General features: G+C 62.0%; 21 protein-coding genes. 6 read left to right on the top strand and 15 right to left on the bottom strand.

Features of this window, described 5'->3' with window-relative positions; all coding sequences use genetic code 11:
* Nucleotides 1-414 precede the first annotated feature (414 nt).
* The 3 genes from SM764_RS03910 to SM764_RS03900 form a co-directional block, all read right to left on the bottom strand.
* Nucleotides 415-1,974, bottom strand: a complete 1,560-nt coding sequence (locus tag SM764_RS03910; protein WP_274837437.1) for a trimethylamine methyltransferase family protein — start codon at nt 1,972-1,974, stop codon at nt 415-417.
* A gap of 214 nt (nt 1,975-2,188) precedes the next feature.
* Entirely contained in the window at nt 2,189-2,899 is a 711-nt protein-coding gene (locus SM764_RS03905) for an HAD family hydrolase (protein WP_369001053.1), read from the bottom strand.
* Between the two features lie 39 nt (nt 2,900-2,938).
* Nucleotides 2,939-3,223, bottom strand: coding sequence for a DUF3572 domain-containing protein (locus SM764_RS03900; protein ID WP_274834746.1), 285 nt, complete (start codon nt 3,221-3,223; stop codon nt 2,939-2,941).
* A gap of 114 nt (nt 3,224-3,337) precedes the next feature.
* On the opposite strand from SM764_RS03900, the gene SM764_RS03895 reads away from it, so the two are divergent.
* Nucleotides 3,338-4,738 (top strand): diguanylate cyclase, encoded by a 1,401-nt coding sequence (locus SM764_RS03895; protein WP_369001052.1) that lies wholly within the window; start codon nt 3,338-3,340, stop codon nt 4,736-4,738.
* Between the two features lie 54 nt (nt 4,739-4,792).
* Here the strand turns inward: SM764_RS03895 and SM764_RS03890 are convergent, their stop codons facing one another.
* The 4 genes from SM764_RS03890 to SM764_RS03875 are packed head-to-tail and all read right to left on the bottom strand — an operon-like array spanning nt 4,793 to nt 6,875.
* Nucleotides 4,793-5,347 carry a periplasmic heavy metal sensor gene (locus SM764_RS03890; protein WP_368948623.1) on the bottom strand — a complete coding sequence of 185 codons (555 nt, stop codon included), beginning with the start codon at nt 5,345-5,347 and terminating at the stop codon, nt 4,793-4,795.
* Nucleotides 5,344-5,748, bottom strand: a complete 405-nt coding sequence (locus SM764_RS03885; protein ID WP_369001051.1) for a hypothetical protein — start codon at nt 5,746-5,748, stop codon at nt 5,344-5,346. Before SM764_RS03885 ends, SM764_RS03890 begins: the two co-directional genes overlap by 4 nt.
* Nucleotides 5,741-6,358, bottom strand: coding sequence for an RNA polymerase sigma factor (locus SM764_RS03880; protein WP_369001050.1), 618 nt, complete (start codon nt 6,356-6,358; stop codon nt 5,741-5,743). Before SM764_RS03880 ends, SM764_RS03885 begins: the two co-directional genes overlap by 8 nt.
* Before the next feature lie 22 nt (nt 6,359-6,380).
* A complete protein-coding gene (locus tag SM764_RS03875; RefSeq protein ID WP_369001049.1) occupies nt 6,381-6,875 on the bottom strand; it encodes an EF-hand domain-containing protein in 495 nt (164 codons plus the stop codon).
* 196 nt (nt 6,876-7,071) lie between these two features.
* Between SM764_RS03875 and SM764_RS03870 the strand changes: the two genes are divergently transcribed.
* Both SM764_RS03870 and SM764_RS03865 read left to right on the top strand, forming a co-directional pair.
* A complete protein-coding gene (locus tag SM764_RS03870) occupies nt 7,072-7,476 on the top strand; it encodes a DUF983 domain-containing protein (RefSeq protein WP_065271119.1) in 405 nt (134 codons plus the stop codon).
* A 28-nt stretch (nt 7,477-7,504) separates the two neighbouring features.
* The gene (locus tag SM764_RS03865; RefSeq protein ID WP_065271120.1) at nt 7,505-8,236 is read left to right on the top strand and encodes an NUDIX hydrolase; all 732 of its coding nucleotides are present in this window, start codon (nt 7,505-7,507) and stop codon (nt 8,234-8,236) included.
* Between the two features lie 30 nt (nt 8,237-8,266).
* Here the strand turns inward: SM764_RS03865 and SM764_RS03860 are convergent, their stop codons facing one another.
* The 3 genes from SM764_RS03860 to SM764_RS03850 all read right to left on the bottom strand — a co-directional run bounded on the left by SM764_RS03860 (nt 8,267) and on the right by SM764_RS03850 (nt 10,351).
* A complete protein-coding gene (locus SM764_RS03860; protein ID WP_369001048.1) occupies nt 8,267-9,169 on the bottom strand; it encodes an EamA family transporter in 903 nt (300 codons plus the stop codon).
* 17 nt (nt 9,170-9,186) lie between these two features.
* Nucleotides 9,187-10,077 carry a fatty acid desaturase gene (locus SM764_RS03855; protein WP_490363066.1) on the bottom strand — a complete coding sequence of 297 codons (891 nt, stop codon included), beginning with the start codon at nt 10,075-10,077 and terminating at the stop codon, nt 9,187-9,189.
* Nucleotides 10,078-10,144: 67 nt separating this feature from the next.
* Nucleotides 10,145-10,351 carry a DUF2061 domain-containing protein gene (locus tag SM764_RS03850; protein ID WP_065271122.1) on the bottom strand — a complete coding sequence of 69 codons (207 nt, stop codon included), beginning with the start codon at nt 10,349-10,351 and terminating at the stop codon, nt 10,145-10,147.
* Nucleotides 10,352-10,501: 150 nt separating this feature from the next.
* Here SM764_RS03850 and SM764_RS03845 point away from each other — a divergent pair, with 150 nt between their 5' ends.
* Nucleotides 10,502-11,365: a helix-turn-helix domain-containing protein gene (locus tag SM764_RS03845; RefSeq protein WP_065271123.1), complete on the top strand. Its 864-nt coding sequence runs from the start codon at nt 10,502-10,504 to the stop codon at nt 11,363-11,365.
* Nucleotides 11,366-11,424: 59 nt separating this feature from the next.
* Here the strand turns inward: SM764_RS03845 and SM764_RS03840 are convergent, their stop codons facing one another.
* The 4 genes from SM764_RS03840 to bcoG form a co-directional block, all read right to left on the bottom strand.
* Nucleotides 11,425-12,177, bottom strand: a complete 753-nt coding sequence (locus SM764_RS03840) for an SDR family oxidoreductase (protein WP_369001046.1) — start codon at nt 12,175-12,177, stop codon at nt 11,425-11,427.
* A 10-nt stretch (nt 12,178-12,187) separates the two neighbouring features.
* Nucleotides 12,188-13,660, bottom strand: coding sequence for a carnitine 3-dehydrogenase (locus tag SM764_RS03835; protein WP_369001045.1), 1,473 nt, complete (start codon nt 13,658-13,660; stop codon nt 12,188-12,190).
* A gap of 89 nt (nt 13,661-13,749) precedes the next feature.
* Nucleotides 13,750-14,124, bottom strand: coding sequence for a hypothetical protein (locus tag SM764_RS03830; RefSeq protein WP_369001044.1), 375 nt, complete (start codon nt 14,122-14,124; stop codon nt 13,750-13,752).
* Nucleotides 14,121-15,038 carry a 3-dehydrocarnitine:acetyl-CoA trimethylamine transferase BcoG gene (gene bcoG, locus SM764_RS03825; RefSeq protein WP_274866651.1) on the bottom strand — a complete coding sequence of 306 codons (918 nt, stop codon included), beginning with the start codon at nt 15,036-15,038 and terminating at the stop codon, nt 14,121-14,123. Before bcoG ends, SM764_RS03830 begins: the two co-directional genes overlap by 4 nt.
* 135 nt (nt 15,039-15,173) lie before the next feature.
* On the opposite strand from bcoG, the gene SM764_RS03820 reads away from it, so the two are divergent.
* Nucleotides 15,174-16,208 (top strand): GlxA family transcriptional regulator, encoded by a 1,035-nt coding sequence (locus tag SM764_RS03820; RefSeq protein WP_274829560.1) that lies wholly within the window; start codon nt 15,174-15,176, stop codon nt 16,206-16,208.
* A gap of 78 nt (nt 16,209-16,286) precedes the next feature.
* On the opposite strand, the gene SM764_RS03815 is transcribed toward SM764_RS03820, so the two are convergent.
* Nucleotides 16,287-17,330 (bottom strand): aldo/keto reductase, encoded by a 1,044-nt coding sequence (locus tag SM764_RS03815; protein ID WP_368948629.1) that lies wholly within the window; start codon nt 17,328-17,330, stop codon nt 16,287-16,289.
* Nucleotides 17,331-17,533: 203 nt separating this feature from the next.
* Between SM764_RS03815 and SM764_RS03810 the strand changes: the two genes are divergently transcribed.
* Entirely contained in the window at nt 17,534-17,935 is a 402-nt protein-coding gene (locus tag SM764_RS03810) for a rhodanese-like domain-containing protein (protein ID WP_065271130.1), read from the top strand.
* The last annotated feature ends 99 nt before the right edge of the window (nt 17,936-18,034 follow it).

Raw genomic sequence — 18,034 nt, 5'->3', positions numbered from 1 at the left:
ACGCTCATTTACATGCAAGGTTAGAGATACTTCCCTAATTTTCTCTTAGATTAACGTCGGTGGTTTTAGCCAACGCGGCCCTGAAAGCGCACGAAATTCGGCCAAATACCTCAGGAAACCAGTCGGAAAACCACCCCAGGTTTTCACTATTCTGACACGGAACTCTGCCAAGAGAGTCTGCGTAAACCACGAAGACTGCAAGGAAAACACAAGCTATCTCGGTCAACAAAACTGAGACCGCCGCGCTCTGTCTCCGACCTGCGGCTCACAATCCGGGCAGACAGCAGCAATCAGAAAATCTGCGCATGCAAACTTTCTGGCCATTTGGACAAAATGACAGGGAATCAGAGGGCCACGGGTCATTTTGACCCCACGCTTGGCGTTTCCCTTATGACTCCCTGTCGCCGATTTTGATTAGAAATCTGTGGGTGCGCCGCCTTCGGCCTTGCGACGGGCCACGAAATCGCCCAGCTCCTCGCGGATCGCGTCGTCCATCGGCGGCGCCTCGAAATCGGCCAAAATGTCCTTATAGATCTTATGCGCCCGCTCCGGCGTCCAGACTGCACCTGCCGCCTCCCAGGCTTCATAGTTGCGCCAGTCGCTGAGGAACGGTTGATAGAATGCATCCGTATAGCGGTCCTGAGTGTGCTTCAGGCCAAAGAAGTGCCCGTCGTTGCCGACCTCCCGGATGGCATCCAGAGCAATCTCCTCGGGGCCGGTGGCGCAGATCTGCGGCTGCAAGTAGCGCTGGATCTGCTGCAGCACCTCGCAATCCATGATGAACTTTTCCGGGCTGGCGATCAGACCGCCCTCCAGCCAGCCAGCGGCGTGGTAGACCATATTTGTGCCCGACTGCACCGCCGCCCAGAGGGAGTTCGAAGTTTCCCACATGGCCTGCCCATCCGGCACATTGGCCGCGCAGACCCCGGAAGAGCGCATCGGCAGACCGTAGTAGCGCGCCATTTGGCCGGTCATCTGGGTGGCGCGCATGTATTCTGGCGTGCCAAAGGCGGGAGCACCGGATTTCATGTCCACATTTGACGTGAAGGTGCCAATCGCACAGGGCGTACCGGGCCGCACATATTGGAACAACGCAATGGCACAAAGCGATTCCGCCAGCGATTGCGCCACTGCACCCGACATGGTGACAGGCGCCATCGCCCCGGCCAGGGTAAAGGGCGTCACAACCACCGCCTGCCCCTTGCGGACCAACCGCAGACAGCCGTCGATCATCGGGAAGTCATGCTTCAGCGGCGAGGTCGAGTTGATGTTGGTGTACATATGCGGGCGGGACTCGAACTCTTCATGGCTGAGCCCCCCGGCGATCCGCACCATTTCCATCACGTCCTCAACCCGCTCCTTGCCCAGCGAGTAAGCGTGCATCACCTTGTCGGTCAGCGTCAGCTTGTCATAAAGCACATCAAGGTGGCGCACAGAGGCATGGATATCCACGGGCTCCACCGGATATCCACCGGCGAAATGGATGCAGTTGAAATACTGCGTCAGCTTCAGAAGGTTCCGGCACTGCTCCTGCGTGCCCGCGACTTTCTTGTTCAGCTCCATGTCCCAGTAGTTGGGCGGGGAGGAAACATTACCGAACAGGATATGATTGCCGCCAATGGGGATCCTGCGCTCTGGATTGCGCGGGGTGATGTCAAAGCTGTCCGGCGCCTTGCCCACCATCTCCATCACGAACTCGCGGTCCATCCGCACCAGATCGCCTTCTACACGGCAGCCTGCTTCTTTGAAAATCTCCAGCGCCTCAGGGTTGAGGAAGACGATACCGATCTCTTCGAGGATGCGCATGGCGCCATCGTGGATGGCTTCAACACCTTCCGGGCTAAGCGGCTCAATGGGACGGTCAATGTTCACCGGGATCGACCAAGGCATCTGCGCCAGTGCCGCGTCTCCGCGCCGGGCCGCCGCGCCTGCTCTGCCGCCGCCGCGCCTGCGTCCCGCTGTTGCTCGTGCCATGATGACCTCCGTCCTGTTGAAGCGTCTGTGTTTTCTTGCGCCGTTCAACTGGCCCGAGAACGAGGCCTGCAACCTTTCCGTTCACGACATCCGCTGTCGTTTTTTCACTCCCCGGGGTGCATGGAGGCATTTTCTGGACACAAGTGAACAGTTCAGCCCAAATTTTTGGCTGCGCGGACAGATCCGCACAGCAACATCACGTCAGGATCGCAGGTTATTGCGCCGCTGGCTGGCCCGCGCGGTCGAGCCATTCGGGAATATGGCCAATGTCCGGCAAGACCGCATCGGCGTGAGGCGCCAGATCCTGATGGCTGGCCATTCCGGTGAGCACCCCAAGACGGCGCATGCCCGCCGCCGCCCCCGCCTGCAGATCATGCAGGCTGTCGCCAACCATCGCGGTGCGTTCTGGGGCGACGCCACAGGCCTTGCAGAATGCCAAGAGCGGCGCGGCATCCGGTTTGGCACCATGGCCACTGTCGAACCCGGCGACAAAGGTGAAGCGGTCCAGAACCCCTGCCCGCTCAAGCTGGCTCAGCGCCGACACTTCGGCATCATTGGTCATCACCCCCAGCACCTTGCCCCGCGCCAGCAGCCCGTCCAGGAAATCGGCAAGCGGCACGGCCTCGGCTAGCGCCGCATTGGCTGCGCCTTCGGCCAGAAACCGCTCCAGCTCGGCCTCGCTCATGTGCGGCATATGGGGCGCCAGGGCCGCCGCCACCTCACCGTTGGTGCCCGCGATCACGAAACTGTCCGGATGGAAACACTCCCGCTCCAGATCAAACCGCAGCGTGTCGGCCATGGCGCCTGCGAGGGCCACATCCCCGCCCGCGAGGCTTTTCAGCACCCCGGCCGCCCAGCTGTTCCAGGTGGCAGCAAAATCAAAAAGGGTTCCGTCCTTGTCGAACAGAAAAGCATCTACCGGCATCACAAGGTCCTGATCAGAATAGGGTCAGAGCACTGCATATCAGGTCCAGTGAACCTGCGCACCACCCGGAAGCGCCATCCGCGCGTGCATTGGCGTCTCATAACTGAGGCCCAGACTGTCACAGAATTCCATAACCCAGGAATCGTCCATCGTTAAGAAATCGAGCACCGAGCCCAAAAATTCCGGATCGGTGGCGCGGCTGCGCAAATCATCCTCGCTGGCCCCGGTTGCGCCCATAAACACCGGAAATAATTCGTCATTTCCGGACAGCCAGGCAAGGGCCTGCAAGGCAATGGTTTCAGCTTGATCGGCGGAAAACTGCATGTCGGCACCTTCCTGACACTTTGTGGCCATTTTAATGAAAATATGAAAGGGTTTATTAACCAGCAGAGGTGAAAACTTCTAGTCATCGAAACGCATGCCTCGAAAGGATTGCGCGTGCAGGGAACCATTCTGGTCATAGACGGTGTATCAACCAATCGCATCATGATGAAGGTGCAGCTTGCTGCCGCCTATTATGATGTCGTGCTGGCGACACAGGTCTCCGGTGTGCTGGAAATTGCCCGTGGCTGCCGCCCCGATCTGGTTCTGACCGCCAACTCCCTGCCCGATGGCAGCGCCGCAGATGTGAAACGGGAACTGACCCGCGACGACAGCCTGGCGGATGTGCCGGTGATCGCCGTCAGCCGCACGGATAACCCCATGCGGCGGCTTGAGGCGCTTTCGGCAGGGATCGACGACGTGCTGCCGCAACCGCTGGACGATGTGATCCTGCAGGCTCGGATCCGCAGCCTGCTGCGCACCCGCAGCGCCAATGAAGAACTGAACCTCCAGCGCGATGCCTCGCATGGCTTTGTCCTGCCCCTGACCGACCGTAGCCGCTCCCCCCACAACATCAAGGCAACGGTGGCGCTGGTGGCCGAGGATATCCAGACCGCGCGGGACTGGCAGGACCGTCTGTCCCACCACGTGCCGCATGACATCCGCACCCATCAGATCGGTGACATCCAACCGTTGATGAGCGATCCCGTCGCCGATGTTTTCATTATCGAGCTGAACGAAATGTCGTCGGGCGTCGGCCTGCGGCTTCTGGCCGATCTGAGAGCCCGTGCCACCACCCGTCAGTCGGTGGTCATCGCAGTGCCCAATCCGGCCGATGCGCATATCGCGGCCGAAGCGTTGGACCGCGGCGCCCATGATGTGCTGCAAAACGGGTTCAACGTCGAGGAACTGGCGCTGCGTCTTGGCACGCAACTGCAATACAAGCACCGCCACGACCTGCTGCGCGACAGCGTCCGTAACGGGCTGCGCGCCGCTGTCGAAGATCCGATGACCGGGCTTTTCAACCGCCGCTATGCCAAACCATTTCTGGACCGCACCGCCCGCAGCGCCGCCGAAAGCGGCGATAAATTCGCCCTGATGCTGGCAGATCTCGATCACTTCAAGCAGATCAACGACCGCTATGGCCACCCAGCCGGCGACGCGGTGCTGATCGAAGCCGCCCGGAGACTGCAAAGCCACCTACGCCCGGTGGATCTGCTGGCGCGGGTTGGCGGCGAGGAATTCATGATCGTCCTGCCCGGGGCCAATGAACACGAGGCGAGCGAGGCCGCAGTTGCCCTGTGCAACGCGATCAACAGCACTCCCTTTGATGTGCCGGAGATTGATGAGCCGATTGCCGTGACAATCAGCATCGGCGCGGTCATTGGCGATGGTGCTGAGAAGGAGATGACAAATGTCACCTCTCTGATCGCCAAGGCAGATCAGGCGCTCTATGGTGCCAAGAACTCAGGCCGCAACCAGGTCACCCTGTCACGGCCCGACACAGCAGTCGCCTGAGCGCTCCTCATCGCTGCTATTAGTTTCCAGCACTGCCTACGTTGCGCAGCAACATCAGGGTTTCCCGGACCTATGCGCCTTGTGCCATTCCGCATGTCGGCGCAGCATCTCCCGCATCCGCTCGGCATAGCGGGCGCGTTCATCTGCAGTCATGGCCTCCACCTGGGCGATCCAGGCCCGCTGCACCGAGATCTGAAAGGCCCGCCGGTTGTCGGCCTGCTGCTCCAGGACCCTGGCCAACTGCCCGGCATCAAAGGGATCCCCCCGCAAGATCGCGATGACCGCCTCGCCCTCGGCGCGGCGGCGGGCCCCATAGCTGCCATGATCCCCTTCGGCGCGACGGTGCAGTTCTGTCCGGGTCTCCCGGTCCAGGTCGCGGAAGATCATCGACCCGACCGAGGGTGGACGCTTGCCCGGATGCGATCCGTCATGCCAGCGCATGAACGCCCCGATCGCGAGCCCCGCCACCGCAAGGTTGGCAGCAAGAGACACGGCCAGAAGCACCTTCAACCAAAGCCGCATTCCAGTCCGGGGTTCACCCGTTCCACCGCCAGAGGAGCCGGGACGCGCTGCATTCGAAGAGGCCGGGGTTTGTCCGTCAGTGCTCATTCTGTCTCCTCACCCAGCATCACGGCCAGGTCGTAACTATCGTATGGCAGTGCTGTCGTATCCACGGACAGCTGCGTGAACTCGGCCGGGTCCGGTAGGAAAGACGGCGGCGCCAGTCCGATCCACAGCCCGACAGCGCAGGCGGCCGCCATGCCACCCATGGCCGGCCATCCGCCAACCGCAGCGCGAAACTGGCGCCACATCCCGATTGCGGATGCGGCAAATGTCGCGGCGGGGTTTTGCGCGGGGGGCACGGCCAAAGCCGCCGCCTGCCGGGCCTGCACATCCGCTGCATCCGCAAGAATGCGCGCACTCAGGTCATCCGGCAATGTCGGCTGGTCCCGCCGCGCCTCTTCGAACAGCGCCTCCAGCAGGTCGATATCTTTTTCGGTGTCAGCCATCGTGATACCCCAACTCTTCCCGGCGCCCGGCAAGCAGTGCCGCCAGCGCCCTCTTGCCCCGGGCAGTCAAACTTTCGACCGCCTCAACGCTAATATCCATAATTCCGGCGATTTCCGGATTTGCCAGCTCTTCCAGATGGCGCAAGATCACTGCCTGACGCTGCCGCTCGGGCAATTGCATCAGCGCCTCCTGCAGCGCATCATGGCGGGCCCCGTCCTGCATCGCCTCGGGCGCGCTTTGCGCCGGATCTGGCGGGTCGGGGACCGCGTCCAGGTCCAGATACCCGCCGCGCTGGCGACGTTTCAGATCGATGCAAAGGTTCATCACCACACGGTAGAGCCAGGTCGAGATCTTCGCCTCTCCGCGCCGCCACTCCGGAGCGATCCGCCACAGGCGCATCATCGCCTCCTGTGTCACGTCCTCTGCTTCGGCCCGGTTGCCCAGAACCCGCATGGCCACCCCGAATGCACGGGGGCCAAGCCGCTCGGTCAGCAGGGCCGCCGCACGCTGGTCGCCCTGGGCAAAGAGCTCCAGCAGCACCTCGTCATCCGGCGTCGCGCTCACCTTGGGCAGGCCTTCCAAGGAAGCCCTGCCCGCTGATGTATCCATTCTTTGCAGCACGCCTGAAGGATCAGTTCTGCCCCATGCCCTGTTTCTGACCGCAATTCTTGCCGCCCTTGCCGCCATGATGCATACCACCACGGTTCATCCGGGCCTGGTCAAACTCTTCCTTTGACACAGCGCCATTGCCGTCCTTGTCCATCCGAGAGAACATATCACCACGCTTGGAGTGATCAGGCAACTCATCCTGGCTGAGCGCGCCATCGCCATCGCTGTCGAACCGTTCCATCATCCGCGCCGCACGCTGGGCTGCGCGCCGCGCACCCTCGGCCTGCATTTCCTCGACCGACAGTTTGCCATCCCCATTCGCGTCGACCTGCGCGAAACGGGCCGCACGGTGGGCGGTCATTTCCTCGGGCGACACCGCGCCATTGCCATCGGCATCCAGTTCCTCGAACGACACTTTGGGGCCGTGACGACCGGGACCCGATTGAGCAAGAGCAGCCGTAGCTCCGGCCAGGCCGGCAACTGCAACGATAGCGGCGATGAACTGCGTATGTTTCATGTCATCTTCCCTTTGATTGGTAGCAGCCCTGTGCTGCCCGATGCATAGAAGAAACGCCGCAGCCCGATCTTTCCGTCGCAAAAATGTGATTTACTTTTGCCTGCTATTTTTGCGGCATCCAGCCGCAGACCTTGTGCGCCCCCCTTTCCCTCGGGCAAGAAGCGCGCAAACATGCGTTTGCAACACAGGATATTTCATGACTGAGTCCCAAGCCGTGATGGCCCCCGACACCGATACCGAACGCGAGACGATGCCTGCCCTGCTGAAAGGCTGGCGTCAGAAATGCCCCGAATGCGGCAAAGGCAAACTGCTGCATTCCTACCTCAAGGTGAACGACAGCTGCAGCAACTGCGGCCTCGATCTGTCCGGCCACCGCGCCGATGACGGCCCCGCCTATCTGACCATTCTGGTGGTGGGCCATCTGATGGCGCCGCTGTTGCATGTGGTTTATTTCGCCTGGCGGCCGGCACCTCTCGTAACGTTCACAGTTTTCTCGATTGGCTGTCTGGCTTCGTCGCTGTATCTTCTCCCCAGACTGAAGGGGGTTGTCGTCGCCTATCAATGGGCGCGGCGGATGCACGGGTTCGAAGACAGAACCTGAACCCTTTGGAAACAAAGGGGAGAGGCAGATGAGCAGCGCAGAGGTTCAGGGCGTAACAAGTCAGGACAAAACGGCAATCCGCAACGCGGCGACGGTGATCGCCGTACGTGATCGGATGGCCGATGACCCGCAGGTCCTGATGGGCCAGCGTGGCGCCAAGGCTGCCTTCATGCCGAACAAGTTCGTCTTTCCCGGCGGCGCGGTGGATCTGGCAGACAGTTCCGTGCCGCTGGCCGATCCTCTGCCCGCAGTCTGCCGCGACCGTCTGTCCGAACAGGCGCCGCACGATCTGCACCACGCACTGGCCATTGCCGCGATCCGCGAGCTGTGGGAGGAAACCGGGCTCTTGCTGGGTACGCCGGGGGACTGGAGCGATCCGGTTCCCGAAGATTGGCAGGCCTTTGCGCAAAGCGGCCATCTGCCTTCGGCGCGGGCATTGCAATTCGTGTTCCGGGCACTGACGCCGCCGGGCCGCCCCCGTCGGTTTGATGCGCGGTTCTTTCTGATCGATGCCGATGCCATTGTCGGCGATCTCGATGATTTCTCACAGGCCTCGGACGAGCTGTCGCATCTGCAGTGGATCCCGCTCAGCGAGGTTCGTACCTTCGATTTGCCCTTTATCACCGAAGTGGTTCTGGCCGAGGTGACTGGCCGCATCCGCGACACCAATCCGCCGGACAGCGTACCCTATTTCCGCAACGATGATGAAACCAGCCTGTTCCTGCGGCTGAAGGGCTATCCGATGCCGGAAAGCTCCTGAACCTGCTCACCCCTCCGTGACGGCGGAAGGTCAGATCGCCAGCACCAACGCAAGGATCGACAGGATCAGCAGTCCCATGCCGGTGATTTCGCGGACGGTGATTTTCTCCCGGAAGAACAGGACCGAGGCCAGCAGCGACAGCACCAGTTCGATCTGTCCCAGCGCCTTGACGTAGGCAGCGTTTTGCAAGGTGAAGGCCCAGAACCAGCAGAACGAACCGCCCATACTGGTCAAACCAACCCAGACCGCAACCCGGCGCGCCTGCCAGACGCGGGTAATCTCACCCTTTTCCTTCAGCGCCAGCCAGATCAGCATCAGCACCGTCTGCAAGGAGACAACCGAAGCCAGCGTTACACCAGCGCGAAAAATCGGGTCCAGATCACCGAGTTGCAGCGAGGCCCCGCGATAGCTGACGGCGGAAAAGGCGAAAAGCACGCCAGAGCCGAGCCCCAGCAATGATGCCTTGTTGGTCAGATGCTGCCACCAGGCGCCCTTCACTTCTGGAGTTTTCGACAGCACCAACACCGCCGAAAGGCCGATCAGGATCGCCGCCCAGCCCCAGGGACTGATCCCGTCCCCCAACACCACAAGACCGACAAGGGCGGTCTGGATGACTTCTGTCTTCTTGAAGGTGATGCCAACGGCAAAATTGCGCTGCTTGAACAGCGCCACCACGCAGACCGTGGCGAGAATCTGCGACGTACCGCCGATGGTGGCAAATACCCAGAACATGGGGCCTAGTTGCGGCAGGCTCTGCCCCGTCGCCACCAGATAGCCCGCCAGCGCCGCCAGAATGATCGGCGCCGAATAGGCAAAACGGGCAAAGGTCGCCCCGCCCGGGGACAGGGTGACGCTGCTCAGCACCTTTTGCAGCATGAAGCGTACGGTCTGAAAGCTCGCGGCGGCGATTGAAACGGGAATCCAGGTCAGCATGCACAGCTTATGAGCGCTTATTTCCCCTTTTGCCAGAGCGGATGCGGCACCGGATCCTTGGCCCGGAAGAAATAGTCACGAAAAATCTGCCGGTAGGACGGAAACACATAGGCGCGGTTGGCCGCCTGGTAGGCATCTCGGTGACGGCGGTACAACTGCGGCAGCGCGTGCCAGGGCACGCCCGGGTGCATGTGGTGCACGATATGCAGGTTGTTGTTGAGGAACAGCAGCGCCAGCGGCCCGCGATCCTCGATCACCACGGTGCGGCCGCGGATCTCTTCATGGGCGCGGTGCTCCAGAAAGGTGCGGATCTTCAGCAGCGCCAGCCCCAGATAGGCGGCGATGGCATAGGCCCAGAGCGGCATCGGCGCACGCAGCAGAAGCAAGACCACCAGCGCGCTGCCGGCAATGTGCAGGAGCCAATCCGCAATCACTCGCCTGTCGCCCTGCCGGACGAGCCGCCAGTCCCCTGCCATGAAACAGACCTGCCCGATCAGCGGCCCCAGCAGCATCCGCCCCAACAGCGTGTTGTTCATACGCAGAACCGCACGTTTCCACGGAGCCAGCCCGCGCCAGACCTCGGGGCACATGAAATTGCTTTCGGGATCGTCAAACGGATCGGTCAGCCGCTCATCCTGATGATGCGCCAGATGGGTGTCGCGAAAGCGGCCGTAGGGGATCACCAGATTGAGCGGCAGCGCCATCAGCGCCTCGTTCAAAACCTGGTTGCGGAACGGATGCCCGTGCAAGGCCTCGTGACATAGCGAGGAATGAAAGGCGATAAACACGCCCGCCAATAAAACCGCCAACACCATGCTGAAGGCCGAGACCCAGAAAACCGTGGCTAACCAGGCCGCATAGCAGATCAGGATCAGCATCAGCGTGCCCCATTCCGCCCCGCGCGGCATCAGGTCAGAGGGCAGTATCGGCGCCTCCGTACCCTGGCTGTGTACCTCGGACGTTTGTGCGCGCGCCTCAGACATGCGCCCGCCCCCAGGCGATCCCGGCCCAGATCCGCTCGTAAATCAGGTAGGTGACGAACCCGAGCCCCGTGTTCACCAGGGCCATCGCCCCGCCGACCGTCGCCGATCCGGTTGCAAGCATGCCCACAACCGTCATCACGGTCAGGCCAATCACATTCCAGATCACCGCTTTCACGACAGAACGCCTGCGCGTTTCCATAGTACCTCCTACACTGTGCTGACTGGAGCTGGCAGGCGCTGCCATCAGCCGCGCCCTGTCCTGCTCCTGCGCTCAGACTAGGCCCGGTACCGGACGTTCGACATTCTGAATGTAATTAACAAACTTCATCATCTGTGATATTTATCACCAATGGATACCAAAATTGACAAACGGGTTCGAGCACAGCAATTCCGCGAACGGCTGAACCGGGCGCTTGGTGAACGCGGGATGAGCCAGAGCGCCCTGGCCCGCCAGACCGGCGTGGACCGGTCCACCATTTCGCAGCTGCTCACCGATGACGGCGCCCGGCTGCCGAATGCGCATGTGGTGGGGTCCTGCGCCTCGGCGCTTGGCGTATCGGCGGATTGGCTGCTGAGCCTGTCGGACCGCCCCGAAAGCGCGGCAGAGCTGCTGGCCTCCAGCATGTCCGTCACCGAGGCCCCACGCGCCCTGGTGGATGAAAGGATTTTCGAATGGCATCGGGAGGCAGCGGGTTACAAGATCCGCCATGTGCCGGCCGCCCTGCCCGATCTGCTGAAAACCCGCGCCCTGCTGGAATGGGAATATGCGCCGCACCTAGGCCGCACTGCCGATCAGGCCATCGGCGCCTCCGAAGACCGCCTGTCCCTGATGCGGCAAGCCCAATCCGACTATGAAATCGCGATGCCGCTGTACGAGTTGGAAAGCTTTGCCAATGCCTGCGGCTATTACGAAGGTCTGCCGCTGGATATCCGGCTTGAGCAGCTGGATCATTTCGAACGGCTTTGCACTCAACTCTACCCGCGGCTACGGATCTATCTCTTTGATGCAAAACGCCTGTTCGCATCGCCTGTGACCATTTTCGGACCGCTGCTCTGCGTGTTTTATGCCGGAAGCCACTACATGGCATTCCGCGACCGCGAACGGATCGAGACCTTCACCAACCACTTCGACCAACTGATCCGCGAGGCGGATCTGACCGCCCGTCAGCTGCCCGAACGGCTGCGGGCCTGGAAAACCGGTATCCGCGATTAGGCACAGCTGCGCCCAGGCGCAGCTTCAGGCTCGGCCTGCGGCAGCAGGCAGAGCCACCTTCAGACCTTCGGGTCCGGGTTTTCGGTATGACCATCCACCGCGATCACCTGCCCCGACACCAGCCGCGCGGCATCCGAGCCTAGGAACACCGCCATATTGGCCACATCCGCGGCTGTCGCCCAGGACCGCATCGAGGTGCCCAAAGCATACCCCTCATACACCGCATCCCGGCTCATGCCCTTCAGCGCCGCTTCCCGCTCCAGCACACCCTCCATGCGCGGGCCTTCAACAGCGCCGGGGCAGATCGCATTGGCGCGGATGCCAAAAGGCCCCAGTTCCATCGCGAGGGTCTTCATCAGGCCAATCACCGCCCATTTCGCCGCCGAATAGGGCGCCCGGTTCGGATAGCCATAGATCCCCGCCGTCGAGGAGGTCAGCACGATCGCCCCCCGCCCCGCCGATTTCATCAGCGGCGTGGCATGTTTGGCGGCAAGAAAAGCGCCTTCGAGATTGACGCTGACACAAGAGCGCCAGTCCTCAAGGTCGATATCCTCGACCAGCGCGGTCGGCCCGGCGATGCCTGCATTGGCGCAGAGCACATCGAGCCCACCAGCGTCGGCGATCTTGTCGAAGACCGCCCGCATCTCCGGCTCCAACGCGGCATTCGCCGCGTGGCAGTGCCAGTGATCCGGCAGCGCCTCCAGCGCTGCGGGGTCGAGATCGGTGACCCATACCTCGGCCCCGGCGGCATCAAAAGCCTCGCCCATGGCGCGGCCAATGCCCGATGCCCCGGCGGTGATCAGAACCCGCATCGCCGCCGCCCTAGCGCGGCGCGCCGATGGCGCGACCCAGCCCCTCGGGGGTCGGCAGTGCCGCATGCGCCTCGGCGAATTTTGTCAGGTTCGCTGCCAGATGCGGCGCGGGCGGCGCCGAGCGGCGGGTTTTCAGATCCACATGCAGCAGCATGTGTTCTCCGGTCGCCAGCAGACGTTCACCTTCGTACATTTCATGCCACAGGTGCATCTTTTTGCCTTCGGCCATGATCACCCGCGTCCTGACCTGAATGGGATGGCCTGCATGCACCTCGTCGATGTGGCGGATGTGGGTCTCGGCGGTAAAGAAACTGCCGCCCGAGGCGATATAGTCGGCATCGCAGCCGATGATTGCCATCATTCGGTCGGTGGACTGGGCAAAGGCGTCCAGATAGCGGCTTTCGGTCATGTGACCATTGTAGTCTGTCCAATCCAACGGAACGGTGCGGTTCAGGGTCAGAACCGGCTGCGACAGGTCGGCGACATCCTGCATGGTGCTGGCCAGCCCCATGGCGCCTTCGCGCGCCTTATCATGGGCGTTCTGAAGCGCACCCGCGCCCCAGTTGGTATTGCCCAGCGCCCGCATCATGCCGACAAGGTTGTCGTCGCGGATCCGCTCCAGCTCACGGATCGAGTATTTGCCCGATTGCGCATCGGATTGACCGGCAATCAGGTCGACCAGCTCGTCGTTGTATTCCGGCACATCCATCAACTTGGTCCAGGGCCAGGTAAGGCAAGGGCCGAATTGGGCCAGGAAGTGCTTCATGCCCGCTTCGCCGCCCGCAACGCGATAGGTCTCGAACAGGCCCATCTGCGCCCAGCGGATGCCAAAGCCGTAGCGGATCGCATTATCGATCTCTTCGGTGGTGGCGATGCCGTCCTTAACCAGCCATAGCGCTTCGCGCCAGACCGCCTCCAAGAAGCGGTCCGCCACATGGGCGTCGATTTCCTTTTTCAGATGCAGCGGGTACATACCGATTTCGGTAATGATCGCCTTGGCTTTGTCGATGACCTCGGGCGTATTGGCCTCGGTCGTGACCACTTCGACCAGCGGCATCAGGTAGACCGGGTTAAAGGGATGCGCGACCACGATCTGCGCCGCATTGTCAAACCCCTCCTGCAATTGCGACGGCTTGTAGCCAGAGGTGGAGGAGCCGATCACCGCGCCCCGCGCCACATGCTGCTGAAGTTCGCCATAGACCTTCTGCTTCAGGTCCAGCCGCTCAGGCACGCTTTCCTGCACCCAGGAAGCGCCAGCAACCGCCTCGGCAATGGTGGGATGGAAAGACAGCGCGCCTTCGGCAGGCAGGGCCACATTGCCAAGCCCCGGCAAGGACCGGCGGGCGTTATCCAGCACATCCGTGATCTTGCGCTCCGCCTCGGGGTCGGGATCAAAGACCCGTACGTTCCAGCCGTTCAGAAGGAACCGGGCGGCCCAGCCGCCGCCGATCACGCCACCGCCAATGATTGCTGCTGTTTTCATGTTCTCATTTCCATTTGCATTTGGCTGTGCCTCTGCGCGGGCCACGCCTACGCTTTCACAGGGCGCGCCGTGCACGCCATCCCATCAGTTTAGTCTTGTGGAGCTGCGCAGCGCACCAGATCGGCCGCGAACCCGTTTTCATCAATGATCTGCAGCCGATCATCCGGCGTCACCAGGAATATCTGCGCATCGCTGTACGCGTATCCCGCATCAAGGCATTGCAGTTTCAGAGCCCAGCTGTTGCCCACGCCGGTCTCGCGGACCGCCGCGATGTCACAGCTCCATTCCAGGCCGAATAACCCTTCGCGTCCGTACCAGTCAGGCGTCTGCTCTCCGACATCCCCGGCCCGGGCGCACCAGGCCGCATTGGGGGACCAGTAGCCCTCCCAAAGCGGTGCCTCCTCTGCGGCGGAAGACAGCGCCGCGCCGCAAAAGACCATGGATGTCAGAGCCCGGCGGATCACTTCGCCACCGGCGCCCGTTTGGTCAGGCCGAGCTGCTTGCGGACCTCTTCGGGGCCGATCACCCGGGCGCCCATGTTCTCGATGATGGTGCCTGCGCGTTCCACCAGCTGCCAGTTCTCGGCCAACACGCCCTTCTCCAGCCAGAGGTTATCCTCAAGCCCCACGCGCACATTGCCGCCCGCCAGAACCGAGGCCGCGACATAGGCCATCTGATCACGCCCCAGCGAAAACGCGGACCAGTCCCAGTCGTCCGGCACGTTATTCACCATCGCCATGAAGGTGTTGAGGTCGTTGGGCGCGCCCCAGGGAACCCCCATGCACAGCTGCACCAGCGCCGGGCTGTCCAAAATGCCCTCTTTCACCAGTTCCTTGGCGAACCACAGGTGGCCTGTGTCAAAGGCTTCGATCTCGGGCTTCACGCCTAGATCGGTCATCATCTGCCCCATGGCGCGCAGCATGCCGGGGGTGTTGGTCATCACGTAATCGGCCTCGGCAAAGTTCATTGTGCCGCAATCGAGAGTGCAGATTTCCGGCAGGCATTCGGCCACATGCGCCATGCGTTCGCTGGCGCCGATCATATCGGTGCCCGCGTCCTTGACCGGCAGCGGGTTTTCCACGTCGCCAAAGGTGATGTCGCCGCCCATGCCGGCGGTCAGGTTCAGCACCACATCGGTATCGCTGTCGCGAATGCGGTCGGTGACTTCGCGGTAAAGACCCAGATCGCGGCTCGGGGTGCCGGTTTCGGGATCGCGCACGTGGCAGTGGACCACTGCCGCGCCGGCCTTGGCCGCTGCGATGGCGCTGTCGGCGATCTGTTTGGGCGAGCGCGGCACGTGTGGGCTGCGGTCCTGGCTGCCGCCAGAGCCGGTCACGGCGCAGGTGATAAAGACGTCGCGGTTCATGGTCAGAGGCATGTTTTCGTTTTCCCCTCAATGTACAGGGTTTTGCCGTGGGTTATCCCCAGGCTCCTCCCCAGATTCCTGTTTGCGTTGACCTCTACTGTGCCTCAGCCTTCCGGGGAACAGTTTACGCAAAGCGAATCCGACTTGATGAAATCCGCGAAAAACATCCTGCAACCCGAGCATCGCCCGCTGAAGTGCGCGGTTCTGGTGCTGGACGAATGCAACACGCTGTCCTTTGCGGCAGCGGTCGACCCGATGCGCGCGGCCAACCGGCTGGCCGGTCGCTGTGCCTTTGACTGGGACTATATCAGCGCAACGGATGAGCCGCCGATGCTGACGAGTGGGCTGACGGTGCCGACCACGCCGCTGTCCCGGCTCGAAGGATGCGAGCTGATGATTGTGGTGGCCGGGTTCCAGCTGGCGCGCCACGCCACCCCCAGCCTGCTGGCCGGGCTGCGCCGCATTGCGGGCACAGGTGCCACCATTGCAGGCATCGACGGCGGTCCGTGGCTGATGGCCGAAGCGGGCCTGCTGAACGATCACCCCGCGACCACCCATTGGGAGGATCTGGAGAATTTCTCGGCCCGTTTCCCGGATGTGGATTGCCGCAGCGACCGTTTTACCGTGTCCGACGGACGGATGACCTCGGGCGGCGCCACCCCTGCGATCGAGATGATGCTGCATATCATCAGCGCCCGTCATGGCGCCGGATTTGCCGCCCGCGTCGCTGGTCTGTTCCTTTATGACGGGGCTGCCAGCATGGCCCGCCCGCAAAGCCGCCTTGGCGGACACAAGCACAACGCGCTGACGGCCAAGGCCAATGCATTGATGGAAGCAGCGTTGGATGATCCGATGCCACTTGCGCGCATTGCAGAAAGCCTCGGCACCAGCCCGCGCAGCCTGCAGCAGCAATTCCGCTTGCGCCTTAATACCACGCCGCAGGACCATTACCTGCAACTGCGCTTGGCCGAGGCGCGGCGGCTGGTGACCGATACCGATCTGCCGCTAATGGATGTGGCCATGGCCACCGGATTCACCTCGCAATCGAGCTTTGCCCGCGCCTTCCGGCTGGCGCATGGCAGCTCGGCCCGGGATCTGCGTCAGGAGCGGAACGAAACGCAATCCACGGCCTATTCCACCGCGGACCACGCCGCGCCGGATCACCGTCCCACCACCCACTGAGGGTGCAGCAAACGGGCCGTCCCGGTCCCATGATCGGGAGGAAGGATCGCGGAGCACTCTGGTTCGGGTATTAGCCGATCAGTAAGGCATCGGATGGGCGCGGTGGGCCGCGTCGATCTCCTCCAGCACCTGCGCATCCAGCGTCACATCGACTGATTGCAGGGCATGCTCCAGCTGCGCAACGGTGGTCGCCCCGAAGATGGCCGAGGCCATGAAGGGCCGCGTGCGGCACCAGGCCAGCGCCATATGTACCGGATCCAGCCCGTGGCGCTTTGCGATCTCCAGATAGGCATCAACGGCGGCGTAGACCCGTGGCGAGTGGCGCCCGCCAAGCTCTGGATTCAGCGTCTTGCGTGATCCTTCTGGCACCGCACCGCCCTGGTATTTCCCGGTCAGAAGTCCGGTTCCCAGTGGCGAAAACGCCATCAGCCCCACGTCTTCGTTGACGCTGAGTTCGGCCAGATCCGTATCATACATCCGGCATAGGAGCGAATATTCGTTCTGGATCGAGGCCACGCGCGGATAGCCCTTTTCCTCGGACAGGCGCAGCCATTGGGCTGTGCCCCAGGCGCTTTCGTTGGAAAGACCAAAGGCACGGATATTGCCCTTGTCCACCTGAGCCTGCAGCGCCTCCAGGCAATCCAGCATATTGGCGAGGGTTTCCTCCCGGTTCTGGCCCGAGGGATCATAGCTCCAGTTCTTGCGGAACATATAGCTGCCCCGGTTGGGCCAGTGGAATTGGTAGAGATCAATGTAATCCGTCTTCAGCCGCTTCAGCGAGCCTTCGATGGTCGGCGCGATGGTCTTTGACGAGATCGCCTCTCCGTCGCGCACCACGGCAAGCCCCTCACCCGAGTGTTTGGTGGCCAGGATGTAATCACTGCGGCGTCCGGTCTTTTCATTCCAGTTGCCGATGATCGCTTCACTGTGGCCGACGGTTTCCTTGCTGACCGGGTTCACCGGGTACATTTCGGCGGTGTCGACAAAGTTCACGCCCGCCGCCAGCGCCATGTCGATCTGAGTATGTGCGTCAGCCTCGCTGGTTTGGGTGCCAAAGGTCATGGTGCCAAGGCACAGCTCGGATACCGTCATTCCGGTGCGGCCCAGAGGGTTCATTTTCATATCGCGCGATCCCTGTCTCAAACGTTTCAAAAGACACTACTCCTGACCCAAAGGAGTGCAACCCTATGCCGTTGGTCGCTTTACCCGCTGCCTCCAAAAAAGGCACACTCTTAACGCGAACAGGTACCGCCCGACCCGAACGAAAGTCACGTAAGGACCCGGAACAAGACCCTGAAACATAACCCGAATTGAAGGAGCACCCCATGACATTTCCACTGAAGAAAAGTTACAAGGAACTCATCGCCGAAGCGGACAGCGTGGTGAAACACGTGACGCTCGATGAAGCCCAGGCGCTCCTAAGCCAGGCACGCTCCCAATTCGTGGACCTGCGCGACATTCGCGAACTTTACCGCACCGGCGTGATCCCTGGCGCGTTTTCCTGCCCGCGTGGCATGCTGGAATTCTGGATCGACAAGGAAAGCCCCTACCACAAGGAGGTCTTTGACGAAGAAAAGCTGTTTGTCTTTTACTGCGACAATGGCTGGCGATCGGCTTTGGCTGCCAAGGCTGCGTTGGAAATGGGCCTTCCCGAGGTCCGGCATCTGGAGGGCGGCCTGGACGCTTGGATGGAAAGCGGCGGCGCCTTGTGTCCGGTTAAATGGTAACGCTGGCCTACCCGCACTGAGTGAAGAGAGGGCCTGCGCCCTTCTCTGGACGCCCCGGCACCTCCGAATGCCGGGGCGTCGTCATGTCTCCCTGCGCTT

Origin of the sequence: Pseudophaeobacter sp. 1A16562, assembly GCF_041008785.1 — a bacterium.
In the GTDB taxonomy this organism is placed as follows: Bacteria; Pseudomonadota; Alphaproteobacteria; order Rhodobacterales; family Rhodobacteraceae; genus Phycobacter; species Phycobacter gallaeciensis_A.
The sequence above is the reverse complement of the archived record's forward strand: the minus strand, read 5'-3'. Positions and strand labels throughout refer to the sequence as shown.

Bases quoted from the DNA above. Each gene is read 5' to 3' on its own strand.
- SM764_RS03910 (WP_274837437.1), bottom strand. From the start codon at position 1,974: ATGGCACGAGCAACAGCGGGACGCAGGCGCGGCGGCGGCAGAGCAGGC.
- SM764_RS03905 (WP_369001053.1), bottom strand. From the start codon at position 2,899: ATGCCGGTAGATGCTTTTCTGTTCGACAAGGACGGAACCCTTTTTGAT.
- SM764_RS03900 (WP_274834746.1), bottom strand. From the start codon at position 3,223: ATGCAGTTTTCCGCCGATCAAGCTGAAACCATTGCCTTGCAGGCCCTT.
- SM764_RS03890 (WP_368948623.1), bottom strand. From the start codon at position 5,347: ATGAGCACTGACGGACAAACCCCGGCCTCTTCGAATGCAGCGCGTCCC.
- SM764_RS03885 (WP_369001051.1), bottom strand. From the start codon at position 5,748: ATGGCTGACACCGAAAAAGATATCGACCTGCTGGAGGCGCTGTTCGAA.
- SM764_RS03880 (WP_369001050.1), bottom strand. From the start codon at position 6,358: ATGGATACATCAGCGGGCAGGGCTTCCTTGGAAGGCCTGCCCAAGGTG.
- SM764_RS03875 (WP_369001049.1), bottom strand. From the start codon at position 6,875: ATGAAACATACGCAGTTCATCGCCGCTATCGTTGCAGTTGCCGGCCTG.
- SM764_RS03870 (WP_065271119.1), top strand. From the start codon at position 7,072: ATGACTGAGTCCCAAGCCGTGATGGCCCCCGACACCGATACCGAACGC.
- SM764_RS03865 (WP_065271120.1), top strand. From the start codon at position 7,505: ATGAGCAGCGCAGAGGTTCAGGGCGTAACAAGTCAGGACAAAACGGCA.
- SM764_RS03860 (WP_369001048.1), bottom strand. From the start codon at position 9,169: ATGCTGACCTGGATTCCCGTTTCAATCGCCGCCGCGAGCTTTCAGACC.
- SM764_RS03855 (WP_490363066.1), bottom strand. From the start codon at position 10,077: ATGCCGCGCGGGGCGGAATGGGGCACGCTGATGCTGATCCTGATCTGC.
- SM764_RS03850 (WP_065271122.1), bottom strand. From the start codon at position 10,351: ATGGAAACGCGCAGGCGTTCTGTCGTGAAAGCGGTGATCTGGAATGTG.
- SM764_RS03845 (WP_065271123.1), top strand. From the start codon at position 10,502: ATGGATACCAAAATTGACAAACGGGTTCGAGCACAGCAATTCCGCGAA.
- SM764_RS03840 (WP_369001046.1), bottom strand. From the start codon at position 12,177: ATGCGGGTTCTGATCACCGCCGGGGCATCGGGCATTGGCCGCGCCATG.
- SM764_RS03835 (WP_369001045.1), bottom strand. From the start codon at position 13,660: ATGAAAACAGCAGCAATCATTGGCGGTGGCGTGATCGGCGGCGGCTGG.
- bcoG (WP_274866651.1), bottom strand. From the start codon at position 15,038: ATGCCTCTGACCATGAACCGCGACGTCTTTATCACCTGCGCCGTGACC.
- SM764_RS03820 (WP_274829560.1), top strand. From the start codon at position 15,174: ATGAAATCCGCGAAAAACATCCTGCAACCCGAGCATCGCCCGCTGAAG.
- SM764_RS03815 (WP_368948629.1), bottom strand. From the start codon at position 17,330: ATGAAAATGAACCCTCTGGGCCGCACCGGAATGACGGTATCCGAGCTG.
- SM764_RS03810 (WP_065271130.1), top strand. From the start codon at position 17,534: ATGACATTTCCACTGAAGAAAAGTTACAAGGAACTCATCGCCGAAGCG.